Origin of the sequence: Escherichia sp. E2562 (genome assembly GCF_005781075.1) — a bacterium.
In the GTDB taxonomy this organism is placed as follows: Bacteria; Pseudomonadota; Gammaproteobacteria; order Enterobacterales; family Enterobacteriaceae; genus Escherichia.
This window is the reverse complement of the sequence record NZ_VATM01000012.1, coordinates 1-12298: the sequence shown is the minus strand read 5'-3', so window position 1 is coordinate 12298 and position 12298 is coordinate 1. Positions and strand designations below refer to the sequence as shown.

The following is a 12298-nucleotide window of genomic DNA, read 5'->3' as shown; positions in this document are numbered from 1 at the left end:
ATAATTGATATTCTGGCTGTATCAAAAATAAGGCTGAATTATCAGAAGGTTTATCATGAAAATACTCGTTGCTGGCGCAACAGGAAGCATTGGTATTCATGTTGTGAATACTACTATTGCAATGGGCCATCAGCCAGTGGCTCTGATCAGGAATCGGCGGAAAATCAAGTTACTCCCTCCTGGAACAGATATTTTCTATGGCGATGTTTCAATACCTGAAACACTCACCGATTTACCGAAAGATATTGATGCCATCATTTTTACACTCGGCTCCGATGGTCAGGGACGTATTGGTGCCAGAGCGATAGATTACGGCGGTGTACGTAACATTTTGCGAATATTCATGGATACACCTGTTCGCATCGCCCTGATGACAACGATTGGCGTTACTGAGCGGCTCAGTAGCTGGAATCAACGTACTGAAGTTCATGACTGGAAGAGAAGATCTGAACGCCTGGTCAGAGCCAGCGGGCATATCTACACTATCGTCAGACCCGGCTGGTTTGATTACAACAATGATGATGAGCACAGAATCGTCATGCTTCAGGGGGATAAACGCCATGCGGGAACGCCGGAAGATGGTGTTATTTCCCGGGAACAAATCGCCCGGGTACTGGTAACGGCCTTGAGCAATGATGCGGCAAAAAATAAAACGTTCGAACTGATCGCAGAGCGAGGAGAAGCACAGCAGGATCTCACTCCTCTGTTTGCAGAGCTGCAGAGTGATAATCCCCAAAAAAATGATGGGGTTTTCGATATAGACAATATGCCCCTTACTGAAGAACCTGAGTGCGTTATTAACGACCTGAATCTGTATTCGAAAAATTCAAAAATCTGACAACGTTGTCATATGACAGTCAGTCTTATGACAGCTTAGAACTGTATATTTACAGATCAAGAAGGAGGAAGCTCCTTCTGATATTTGTCAACTTCCAAATATATCGTTTAAAACAGGTATCAGATATGAAAGCACTACTAATTACTACATTATTCATGGGATTCATTTCGGTAAATACTGCATCTGCTGCTGAGGAGATTCGTCATGCAGATGGCAAAGAAAAGATTGGTGTAGTCTCAGCCAGTAATGCCCTGACGCTTGATGAATTATCGAATGCGCTTTCTCGTAAAGCTGATGCTCAAGGAGCAACATCATTCAAAATTCTGTCAACCACGGGGAATAACCGATTGCACGGGGTTGCTGAAATCTATAAGTAAGTAATTAGCATTTTGAACAATATATGTCACAGCCCTCTTATAGTTAGCGTCGCCTTATGTCCAGAACAGAAGATATTATCGATGAGGTAACTCGATGGATTGATTCAAACATACATAAACCGCTGAAGCTAGACGATGTTGCTACGCGGGCTGGATATTCTAAGTGGCATCTTCAGCGGATTTTTGTACAGATAAAAAAAGTTAGCCTTGGGAAATATATTAAAGATAAAAAACTTAGTCTTGCAGCTAAAGATCTTGTCGAGACTAATGAGTCTGTGATGAGCATCGCCTATAAATATGGGTTTGATTCACAACAGACCTTTACTCGGATTTTCTCTAAAAAATACAAATTGCCACCATTAAAATATAGAAACACCGAAAGGATAAAAAACATTAACATTTTAAATAATTTCACACTTACGTAGTATCACTTAAATGGTAATTTATTCTGCATCGAGAGATGAATACCTTTTGAGCCAATAGTTCTAATGGACATGGAAACCTGTTTACCCTTGTTGTATCCCCTCAGATATTACATTGACCATCTGGCTTAGCTTCATTGTCCACACAGTTTGCATCGCTACAGGCCGTGAATTTTTTTTACGAATTCTGGCAGCAAGTATTTAAACGCGGGCGGAAGCCTTTTAACTTCCGCCCGCAGCGCATGGTTTAATCCCTGCGGTGTTCAGGGTATGACTCAGAAATTAAAACGGAACCCGACACTGCCCGTGACCGGAGACTCGGTATGCTTACCGTTTTCATAACGAGCCTCAGCCCAGACGCCAGCATTTGGGGTCAGTTGCGCACTGACACCCAGTCCGTATTTCCCGGTCGTCCCGGAGATGTCGTTCCTGAAGTCGTAGGTGTCATTGATACGGACTTTGTTGTTGTCCGAAAATTCATGATTCACCGCCGCCGACAGGTACGGCTTGACTTCTTTTCCTGCAACGTCAAGGGTCATCCCCAGCTTCACGCCAGCCTCAGCCTGCAGAGATTTGGTTGCGCCGATATTGGCTTTCATACCGTTATTCAGGCTGATATCTTTCGCATCCGCCCTGAATGCCGTTGTCCGCACGTATGGCTGCGCCCATGCATTCTCATTCAGACTGAAGGTTCTGCCCGCTTCGAGACTACCGCCGAAACCGTTCTGGCTGTAATCCCCTTTCACCGCCGTACCGTCACTCATCCAGGTACGCAGCTCATTATTAAAGCGGTTGTATTTCAGCACACCGTCCACGTAGTAACCGTCATTATCAAACCAGGTCGCGTACAGACCACCGCCAGTGCTGTCTACCGCACTCTTTCCTCCACGGGCATGCTTGATGCTGTTGTCGGAGTAAGAGAAGAAGGTACCTAGAGCTAAACTGCTGTCACCCAGGTCAAAGACCATATCGGCACCGGTTTCGAAACCGTTCTGAGTCAGGGTATAGCCCGAGCTGGCCCCGCCGCTGATGCGGTTGTCTGACCCTGTATAACGGCCCCATACGCCCCCTGGTGCACGGGTATTCTGCATCACATCACCATGACGGAAACGCAGATTATCCAGCTCGCTGTTGAAGACGTATGCCGGTGCTGTCGCCATACCCAGTAACGCGTCGGCCGATTTGGTTGTGCGACGCACTAGAGACGACGATGTACCTGCATCTGGCTTACCTGCGCCCGGATTACCAGCATCCGGATTGTTACCAGCATCCGGGTTAGTCGGCGGAGTCACCGGAGGCGGAGTGTCAGCCTTCAGATACCAGTTGGTATTTTCCTTGCTCAGGCCGTATTCCCAGGTACCGGCATCGACTTTCCCGCCTTTCAGGGTAAACGCGGCATCACCGCCACCGGTTTGCACCACCTGAAGCGGCGCACCAGCAGATGCTGGCTCCAGACCGGTGTTTTTGATATCCAGCACAAAGTTACCGCTGGCATTGCCCACGACATTCAGCATATCTCCGGTATGTGATGCAATATCCGTGTTCATCCGGAACGTCCCGCTACCCGATAGGCTCCCGAGCGCCAGCGATACCGCCTGGAAGGCTGGCGTCATGCGTGTGGTTGTTGACGGACGGAAATCAACGGTCCCGTTATCCAGCGTTAATGCGCCAACAGTGGAGTCACCATCGAGATGCCAGACAGAAGCACCTTTAACCGCCATATCACCTGCACCGGTGCTGTCTCCCGCAACATTCCCCGTCAGGATGGCCCCGTTATCCAGCGTCAGGGTGGTGCCTGACTGTGCCGTCACATTAGCGTTCGCCTGAAGGGCATCCATCGTCATGGCACCGCCACTCTGAAGGAAAATCCCACCGTCCTGAGACAACAGGCCGCTGAAACGGGTGCTACCACCTTCCTGCGTCAGGGTACCGGTACCCGTCAGGGTGCCTGCGAAGGTCGCAGCACTGTTGTTGAGGAAATACAGGTTCCCTTCATTTGTGACAACGTCACCGACGAGAGTCCCTTTATCAGTCAAGGTGGTGGTACCAAGGAGCACACCGCCGCTGCGGACATCCAGCGTACCGTCACTGCCAACCATCGTATCGCTGGCCTGATGACCGTCAAACACCGTCAGGTATCCACCGTTTTCCAGCAGCATATTGGCTGCATTGCCGCCAGCGATACTGAAACTGCCTTTATCGTTGATACCACTCAGGAATGCACTGGTATTGGTGACTACTGCCCCGCCAATGTTCTGGGTAACCTTAGAGGCTGAACCACCGGCCTCAACCTGCAGCATGCCACCGCTTGTAATAATCGTTTCTGTGACATTACCGTCGATGTAAACATGCTGACGTCCACCACTGTTAACGATTGTGTCAGTGGCACTGCCGCCACTGGAGACGTACTGGCGTCCGCCGTTGTTAACTGTAGTTTTCGTGGCATTTCCGCCGTAGAGATACTGCCCCCCACCGGAATTAATTGTAGTGTTAGTGGTACTGCCGCCGCTGGAGATAAACTGGCGCCCAGTATTGTTAATTACGGTGTCCGTGGCACTGCCGCCGATACGGACATACTGGCGACCGCCGCTATTAATAGAAGTAGCAATGGCGATACCGCCTTTGGAGACAAACTGACGCCCACCGTCATTAACAGAGGCGTTCAACGCATTGCCGCCGCTGTAGACATATTGGCTCCCTCCGTTGTTAACGAGGGTGCTCGTGGCAACACCGCCACCGGAGACAGCCTGGACACCACCACTGTTAAGGGTCGTGCTCGTGGCACTGCCGCCTGAATTGATATTCTCGCGGCCACCGTTATTAACGATGGTGCCAGTGACACTACCGCCGCTGGAGACATGCAGTAAGCCATTGCTGTTAATGGTTGTGTCAGTAGCGATGCCCTCGACTATCACATCTCCACCACTGTTAATAGTGGTACCTGTGGCCTGATGCCCATTGAGTACAACGAGAGAACCACCATTCTCAAGCAACATATTGCTGGCACTGCCTGCGGCAATACTGAAGCTGCCGTTCTGGTTAGTCCCGTCCATAACAGCGCTTGTATTGGTCACGATAGCCCCACCGCTGTTCTGGGTAACCAGCGAGGCAGAACCACCGGCGTTCACCTGAAGCACACCGCCGCGGTGGACCGTGGTACTGGTGGCACTACCACCAGAATTTACAATCTGAACCCCACCACTGTTGATGATGGTATCTTGTGCTTTTCCGTTCGAACCTACATACAGACTCCCACTATCATTGATGGTAGTCTGCGTCAGTACAGATTCTTTCAACGCTCCAGCAACACTTACCCGCCCACCACTGTTGATGGTGGTGTTAGTAGCAGAGCCTCCGGAGTCCAAGTTCATCACACCACTGTTGATAGTGGTACCGGTAGCAGTTGCAGCTTTATAACCGGCATAATTTTCGCCCTTGATGTCAAGGCGACCACCATTTTGGATGACCGTGTCAATAAAGCTGGGAGCTTTATTGCCTGCGAAACCTGTCGCCCAGCCCCCATCAACGATGGTACTGGTCACGACGGAATCGGCATGTGCATTTAGCCTCCCGCCACTGTTAACAGTGGCACCGGATACATCCCCTGATGTATGTAGCGAGCCACCACTGTTAACAGTGGTATTGATTGCGGTAGCTCCGGCATAGACAACCTGCATACCACCATTTACAACGGTGTCTGTTGCTGTGCCGCCCGCATCGACAAACTCCCTGCCCTCATTAAGTATGGTGCCAATGGAATCGCCCCCCCCGGAGATTTTCTGCTCCCCACCGTTAATAGTGGTGTTCGTGGCACTACCGCCATTCTCGATAAACAGACTCCCTCCGCTGTTGAGGGTGGTTTCTTTAGCCTGATGTCCATTTAATACCCTGAGATATCCGCCGTTCTCCAGTAACATATTGCTGGCACTGCCCGCGGCAATACTGAAACCACCATTCTGGTTCGTTCCGTTCATACTGGCGCTGGTATTGGTCTGGATAATACCGCCACTGCTTTGGGATAAATTTGAGACAGAAGCCCCCCCAAATACCACAATAGTCCCGCCACTATTGAGTGTGATGTTATCGGCATTGCCACCGTTATCTACATTCTGTACTCCACCGCTGTTAATGGTGATGTCCGCAGCACTTCCGCCGTAATGAACAGTCTGTTGCCCACCATTGTTAATGATGGTGTTCGTGGCAACGCCTCCACTAGAGACATACTGATTTCCACCGTTGCCAATAGTTGTGCTGGTTGCATTACCGTGTACACGCTGGGCGCCACCACCGTCAATAGTTGTATTCGTGGCGCTGCCACTGCTACTGACCGTCTGAGTTCCTTTACTGTTAATGATGGTGTTCGTGGCACTTCCACCGCAGAGGTGTTGGTACCCATAGTTAATTGTGGTACTCGTGGCACTGCCTCCGCTGGAGACATAAAGAGATCCTGGGTTCCTGCTGCCGTAGTTAATAGTCGTGCTCGTAACACTAGCTCCGCTGGAGACATGCAGGATACCACCGTTTATTGTGGTATTCGTTGCCGTGTCGCCCGGACGCAAGTACGTGGCTCCGCTTCCGTTATCCACCACTGTCATATTGTCATAGGCTGCAGCCAGCGCGGGTGCTGACGGCATAAGCAAACCAGCAATCAGCCCTGCCAGCACGGTACGCTTGATTTGCCGGGGACGCCGGCCTCCTTTACGGGTCAGTTCTGAAGTGACCACCCACATCCCGGAGGATTCATTCCAGACAGTGTTATAAACCTTATTCATTGCTTACTCCTTTCTCCAGAGTGTCCTCAACACCCTGCTCAGTTAAAGAACGGTGAAGTTTATTGATGACGCCCTTGACCTGGGCGCCGGTTATCAGCCGGGTACATTCAAATTGCCGGTCAGTATTCTTATGTCTCGGGCACCACAAAAAATCGTGGTGGTCAAAATTCAGCGATGTATCGTCCCAGCATCCATAACAGCCATGGGAGTTGAATACCCGCCACGGGGTATAAAATTCGCTGTTGGGCAGGCTGAAGCCACTTATCAGCACCACCGGAATACGGGTAGCCCAGGCCAGCCATGACAGACCGCTTGGCAGGCCGATGAAGAAACTGGCATGCCGCAGCAGGTTCACCCTCTCCTGCAGCGGTAGCTTGCCGGTAAAGTCTTCGGCTCCCCACGGGATGTGATTCCAGACAAAGCCCTGGCCATAGTGGGCGTCCCGGTCAATGCACAGCACCCGGTAACCCAGTGATTTCAGGTGTGCGATGACCTCACTCCAGCCGGTACCGTTGTTCCAGTACTTCGCCTGGCAGGTGGACTGTGTGGCGATGCACACATAAGGCTCCTGGATAACCCGGGGCGCGGACAGGTCAAGCCGGACGGGGGCTTCACGCGGGTCAACGCCCAGAATGTAGCCTGCAGAGCGGTGGAAACCGACCTTGCGGAAATCCACCGGCTGATTGTTTGTATCGCCACCGAAATAAAGCCCCACGCGATAGGTGGCATAAGGCGCCACCGTGCGCGGCTTATCCGGCGTGGAAAACTGTATCTGCGGATACTGAGGCGCCAGCAGATCAATAATGTCCTGCGCCATCGTGCATTCCAGACGGCACTTATGCAGGGACTGGAAGCGTTCCGTATAAGGAAACCAGCCGAGCAAATCGCCCAGCGTCCCGGTCGGGAATGAAATCAGTACAGGCCGGTCTTTTAATTTCAGGGTTTCATCCAGCAGAGGCGTTTCTTCCCCCTGACGGAATACCTGAATACGAAAGCGCACGAAATATTTCTTACTGCTGGTTACCCAGCCTTTATCCACATCGCAGCAGAAAAGAATATTTTCTGAATCCGCATCCAGCAGACGCACGTGCCATTTCCCTTCAGGAAGCAATACACGTGCACCATCATTAAAATCATAAAAAATATTTTCAGGCCCTACCTGCGTTGGCGTATCAGGCGGAGGGATAAAAAATGTATTCTTCAGCGTTGACATATTTTCACCTTCAAAAATATATAAGCGTTGAAAAGCACGATGAGTACGCTAACAATATAACTGAGTTGTCTTTCTTATAATGAGCAATACCCATCGCTCAGTTATGATATTCTTCTGTGATAGCAGAGATGAGTTCACATATGACATTCTCACGATGTCACACCTCGCGCATTCCATTATAGTTAAAACGACTTTAGTCGTTGCCGATGAAATGCTCTCTGCATTACTTCCGGTTACGCGCAGGAGTTAGTTTACAGTTTACGTGCAGAAAGACTTATCAATTTCGGAAGTGTATCCGCTCAGCATGTGCCGTTACAGCGCTTACAAAAACGTCCTGTTCATAATCCATGCAATATCATTCCGGTTTCTCAAACCGATTTTAAATATCGCCTTTTGTCGGTAGTAACACACATTGCTGTAATGTATTTCCATGCGCTTTGCAATATCACTTACAGTTTCCCCACTAAGAAGTGCATTTATCACATGTCGCTCATTAGCACTTAAACGCTGAAATTTATACCCACTACTTATATAGCGAGAAGGCACGGCCAGAATGCGCAGAAAAATATTTTTCAATTGATGAAAGCTTTGTGACGGAGAAATCCAGGTAAAAGGATATCTGATATTATTCTGCCCTCCCTGATGGCCAAATAAAATGCATGGAGTCCCTCTCAGTTCGTGGCGTTCAGAATAAAGGACTGACAGATTCCACAAAAACCACAGCGCCCTCACAGTCACTGATGACTCATAGCAGGTGAGATCTACCACAATGACACGCTGTTTCCCGGGGAGGTGTCTATCAGACAGAATATGCGACACAATCTGGTCCGGTGTTTCCACGGAAATAACCTGAACAGCATGTTGCCCGGCACTTTCCATCACTGCAAAAAGCCCGAGGCGGGTGTACTGACACTGACTCATCAAAAATATCTGTTTCATCCGTATTCTGTCAGCTCCTGAGGAGCCTGTTCATTCTGTTTTCTCGATACCATCCACTGACGTAGTTTCTGAAATTTTGTCTGTGGCCTGAGTGACTGCTTTGCTGCGGGGGCAACAGGTTCCAACAGAACATCCAGTTCTGCTCCTGAACTGGCCGGGATTTCCTGCGGATCCTGTATATCCAGGATCCGAAGAGCGCGTCTTCGTCCCGTTGTCGGTTCGTTCTGTATGAAGCGCCTGCTGCGGATATGGTTTCGTCCCTCGTGCTCAATGTAATACAGAATATCTTTTGCTGTTCTCTGGGGAATATGAAACTCCCGGCTGACCGCCTCAACTGTCAGTAACCTGCCGGTTCGCATCCCCCAGAAGGTCACGATGATATACAGTGGTCGAGCCTGCATGTCCTGAACACACTCAGGACAGAAAAAATGTCTCTTTATTCGTCTGCGTCTCTCAGGCATACCCGCCACCTGAATATCTCTCCGTCAGAAATATGAATTAAGAAGCACTGACATCCCTCCCCCCAATAATGACAACAGACATCTGTTGCCGCTTGTGTCGGGTTATCAGTGCTGAGTAACGCGCAATACAGGTGCACAAGAAGAGGATCTGTTGTTGTCAAAATGACCCATTTTGACAACATTGGATTAAAAAACTAAATTTTTGTTTTTATCTGGTTTTATTTTCTTAGTTATGTGATGTTTTTGGCTATTTATACTATTGATGGAGTTTTGGAAAATTTAGAAAACTGACAGACATCAATGCCATATTGTTACAGAAGGGAATTGATACGGGGGTTTTATTGATTTAAATCAAATGATCTTTAATTAATTGTTGTTTGCATAACATGTGTTTTTTAACATTTGCAGCCGCAATACAGGCAGTTTACAGTTTGGGTCAAAAAGTTGCTTTTTCGCCCTTTTTGACGGCTTCCATAACCGTTCAAAGCGGGCCGAATTTGAAGCTGTATAAATCACCGTATGCCGGATATTCCGGTGTCCCAGGTAATCCTGAATCAGGCGTGTATCGATGCCGTTATCAGCCAACGCGTAACCACACCCATGTCTCAGCATATGTGGATGGACAGCAACAGCCAGCCCGGCATTTCTTCCTGCTTCAGCCAGCAAGTTATAAAATCGTTGACGGGTAAGCGGACGCCCTGATCTGGAAATAAACAGCCAGTCCCTCTCTTCTTCTGTTGTAGGTAATTTCATAGTTTCCCGGGCTTTGAGCCAGTTCCTGATACATTGTACTTCTTCAGTCAGTAAGGGATGCACGGTGCTGAAGCCGTTTTTCAGGCGCTGGACGCACAGTTTTCGGGACTCGAGCTCAAGGTCAGCAAGACGTAACGAAAGCATTTCGCTGACCCTGAGTCCGTGGATAAAGGCAAGAAGTATCATGCAGGCATCACGTTCCGGGTGGCGCCCCTTCAGCACCGCCTGTAGCAAAAGGCTGACTTCATGGTGAGTAAGAAATTTTCGGGAAGACATTAATGGCTCCGGTCAGATGAAACAGAGCATTCAAGAGTGACACGATGACCCCATCAGGCTATGGCTAAACGTGCTAAAGTCAGGAAAGCAGAATAAAACACCGATTGCTCTTAAGAACAGTCAACTGGCATGGACCCACAGGTATAGCAAATGAATTTAATCCAGCAACTGGCGGGAATTATCGAAGGGAACCTGAACAGCTCACTGTCAGTAAAAGTTCTTGCTGAACGTTCAGGCTATTCAGAACGCTGGTTGTACAAACTGTTTCAGGATGTAACGGGGATCAGTGTGGCGCAGTACATACGTCGCAGAAAACTAACACTTGCCGCTTTACTTTTGCGTCATACCAGTCGCCGGATAACAGATATATCACTAATGTATGAATTCAGTTCGCCCCAGGCTTTTTCCCGTGCTTTCAGGCAACAGTTCAAGGTGTCACCAGTACAGTATCGCAATGCGGATGCCTGGGATATGCAGTATGCCCAGCCCGTATTGTACAGAACCACACCGTGCACAAAATTCAGAATGATTGAGATAGCTGATGGCAATCATCCTTCTGTTCCAAACCTTAAAATGCCTGTGAATCTGGGAATGGACTTTATCCATACCCAGAGCGGCGATCATTTTATTTATAACCGTAACCTTTTTCAGTCCATAGTATCAATTTATGATCCTGTTAATGAAATGTCTGATTTTATGATTTCAGGTGAAATGATACCCTCCAGAGAAACAGATTCTGAATTAATTTATACTTTTAAAGAAATAAACAGTTTTTCCCTGCCAGAGACACTTCTTCCTGATGGTTTATATGCCAGCCAGGAATTTACTGGGACATACAAAGAGATTTTTGATTTTCATATATATGATGCCATGGGGGCGCTGTGTATTAATAAATGTGTTTTAAAAAGAGGACCTATATATACACTATTTCACAGAACAGATAATAAAAATATTATGGATATGCAATTCCTCACTCCTTGCGTAAAAATTTAACTGCGCCAGACCCGATGAAAACGACCTGGATTACTGGCCGTATACAGTACAGTATGATGAATGTTCCTGTGACCCAGATAATCCTGAATCAGACGGGTATCCAGTCCCTGATTAGCAAGAGCATAACCACAGGCATGACGCAACATGTGCGGATGAACCTTAATTCTCAGACCCGCACGCTGACTATATCGTGCGCAGAGTTTATAAATCCATTGTCTGGAAATTTTTTTTCCATGGCTTGACAGAAAAAGATAATCATCCTGACTACCTTTAGCGTATCTTTTTCTAATCAGGAACCAGCGTTGCAATAATTCTATTGTTTCTGGCTGTAATGGATGTGAAGTTGATAATCCATTTTTCAGACGCCTAATAAAAACAATTTTTTCAGTCATATCAAGATCTCCCAGTCTAAGGTCTATCAACTCACTGACGCGAAGTCCATGAATGTAAGTTATATGTAGCAATGCTTTATCACGGATTTCATTTCGCGTACCCGTTATAGCATTAAAGAAAAGCGCCCATTCGCTGCTGGTGATGTATTTACGCATATTTCCTCCTGTCAGAGTTATACCTGAATTTTACACTATTAATTAAAAGGAAGACTTATCAGTTTCGGAAGTTGGCGTGTAAACGATCCCCAACGCCGTATTGACGTTATCTTGCCTGGCCTTCAAAGATAATAAGTGAACGTCCATATGACACGTAGGGTAAAAATCAGTTTACATCCAGGGCAACAACTCCTTCACGCAGTTACCTATATCGTAGTATTACTGCCGAAATAACAACTTACCCCACGAACAATGTTGGCGGGGATTCTGGTAATTATATCTTTTTTATTCGATAATCTTTAAAAACGTTCAAAAAAAATTAACCACTAACTAATAATGATATTTTATTGGCTAATTTTTACGTGATAATAACGGCAGGTAAAAAAACACATTAAAATAACGTTAAAAAGATCGAAATTATCATTAGTATATTACCCATCCTTTTGTTTTTACTTAAAAAAACATAATGCAATTATTGTCAAAAACCAAACAAGATTAGGATTTTGTTATTTAAAACCTAGACCATTGAGCTTGCTTACTTTATCGATAAATCCTACTTTTTTATTGCGATCCAATCATTTTAAGGAGTTTGAAATGGATAAGAAGCAAGTAACGGATTTAAGGTCGGAACTACTCGATTCACGTTTTGGTACAAAATCTATTTCCACCATCGCTGAATCAAAACATTTTCCGCTGCATGAAATGC

10 protein-coding genes and 2 pseudogenes are annotated in these 12298 nt (G+C 47.3%); 5 read left to right on the top strand and 7 right to left on the bottom strand.

Going from position 1 to position 12298, the window contains the following annotated elements; all coding sequences use genetic code 11:
- The first annotated feature begins 55 nt into the window (after positions 1-55).
- The 3 genes from FEK43_RS16650 (at position 56) to FEK43_RS16640 (ending at position 1640) form a co-directional block, all read left to right on the top strand.
- A complete protein-coding gene (locus FEK43_RS16650; protein ID WP_135406646.1) occupies positions 56-838 on the top strand; it encodes an SDR family oxidoreductase in 783 nt (260 codons plus the stop codon).
- A 125-nt stretch (positions 839-963) separates the two neighbouring features.
- Complete coding sequence (locus FEK43_RS16645) at positions 964-1215, top strand: DUF1471 domain-containing protein (protein WP_135406768.1); 252 nt, start codon at positions 964-966, stop codon at positions 1213-1215.
- Positions 1216-1271: 56 nt separating this feature from the next.
- Positions 1272-1640, top strand: coding sequence for a helix-turn-helix domain-containing protein (locus tag FEK43_RS16640; protein ID WP_135406641.1), 369 nt, complete (start codon positions 1272-1274; stop codon positions 1638-1640).
- 272 nt (positions 1641-1912) lie between these two features.
- On the opposite strand, the pseudogene FEK43_RS16635 reads toward FEK43_RS16640, so the two are convergent.
- The 6 genes and pseudogenes from FEK43_RS16635 to FEK43_RS16615 form a co-directional block, all read right to left on the bottom strand.
- Positions 1913-5041: pseudogene (locus FEK43_RS16635) on the bottom strand (autotransporter outer membrane beta-barrel domain-containing protein); the annotation flags it as partial.
- A 168-nt stretch (positions 5042-5209) separates the two neighbouring features.
- Positions 5210-6367: pseudogene (locus FEK43_RS23345) on the bottom strand (AIDA repeat-containing protein); the annotation flags it as partial.
- 34 nt (positions 6368-6401) lie between these two features.
- Positions 6402-7622, bottom strand: a complete 1221-nt coding sequence (locus tag FEK43_RS16630; protein WP_138158638.1) for an autotransporter strand-loop-strand O-heptosyltransferase — start codon at positions 7620-7622, stop codon at positions 6402-6404.
- A 321-nt stretch (positions 7623-7943) separates the two neighbouring features.
- Entirely contained in the window at positions 7944-8561 is a 618-nt protein-coding gene (locus FEK43_RS16625) for a LuxR C-terminal-related transcriptional regulator (protein ID WP_135406631.1), read from the bottom strand.
- Complete coding sequence (locus FEK43_RS16620; RefSeq protein WP_135406629.1) at positions 8558-9022, bottom strand: CaiF/GrlA family transcriptional regulator; 465 nt, start codon at positions 9020-9022, stop codon at positions 8558-8560. The genes FEK43_RS16625 and FEK43_RS16620 overlap by 4 nt, the downstream gene beginning before the upstream one ends.
- Positions 9023-9388: 366 nt before the next feature.
- Entirely contained in the window at positions 9389-10051 is a 663-nt protein-coding gene (locus tag FEK43_RS16615; protein ID WP_135406619.1) for a tyrosine-type DNA invertase, read from the bottom strand.
- Between the two features lie 150 nt (positions 10052-10201).
- Here FEK43_RS16615 and FEK43_RS16610 point away from each other — a divergent pair, with 150 nt between their 5' ends.
- Positions 10202-11044 (top strand): helix-turn-helix transcriptional regulator, encoded by an 843-nt coding sequence (locus FEK43_RS16610; protein ID WP_135406615.1) that lies wholly within the window; start codon positions 10202-10204, stop codon positions 11042-11044.
- Here FEK43_RS16610 and FEK43_RS16605 read toward each other — a convergent pair.
- Positions 11041-11592 (bottom strand): tyrosine-type recombinase/integrase, encoded by a 552-nt coding sequence (locus FEK43_RS16605; protein ID WP_130219595.1) that lies wholly within the window; start codon positions 11590-11592, stop codon positions 11041-11043. The two genes, FEK43_RS16610 and FEK43_RS16605, sit on opposite strands and share 4 nt — an antisense overlap.
- A 594-nt stretch (positions 11593-12186) precedes the next feature.
- Here FEK43_RS16605 and FEK43_RS23150 point away from each other — a divergent pair.
- The coding region (locus FEK43_RS23150) for a hypothetical protein (protein WP_240730951.1) at positions 12187-12298 on the top strand (112 nt) is incomplete at its 3' end.

Excerpts from the sequence above, each read along its gene's own strand:
- FEK43_RS16650 (WP_135406646.1), top strand. The coding sequence starts at position 56 with ATGAAAATACTCGTTGCTGGCGCAACAGGAAGCATTGGTATTCATGTT.
- FEK43_RS16645 (WP_135406768.1), top strand. The coding sequence starts at position 964 with ATGAAAGCACTACTAATTACTACATTATTCATGGGATTCATTTCGGTA.
- FEK43_RS16640 (WP_135406641.1), top strand. The coding sequence starts at position 1,272 with ATGTCCAGAACAGAAGATATTATCGATGAGGTAACTCGATGGATTGAT.
- FEK43_RS16630 (WP_138158638.1), bottom strand. The coding sequence starts at position 7,622 with ATGTCAACGCTGAAGAATACATTTTTTATCCCTCCGCCTGATACGCCA.
- FEK43_RS16625 (WP_135406631.1), bottom strand. The coding sequence starts at position 8,561 with ATGAAACAGATATTTTTGATGAGTCAGTGTCAGTACACCCGCCTCGGG.
- FEK43_RS16620 (WP_135406629.1), bottom strand. The coding sequence starts at position 9,022 with ATGCCTGAGAGACGCAGACGAATAAAGAGACATTTTTTCTGTCCTGAG.
- FEK43_RS16615 (WP_135406619.1), bottom strand. The coding sequence starts at position 10,051 with ATGTCTTCCCGAAAATTTCTTACTCACCATGAAGTCAGCCTTTTGCTA.
- FEK43_RS16610 (WP_135406615.1), top strand. The coding sequence starts at position 10,202 with ATGAATTTAATCCAGCAACTGGCGGGAATTATCGAAGGGAACCTGAAC.
- FEK43_RS16605 (WP_130219595.1), bottom strand. The coding sequence starts at position 11,592 with ATGCGTAAATACATCACCAGCAGCGAATGGGCGCTTTTCTTTAATGCT.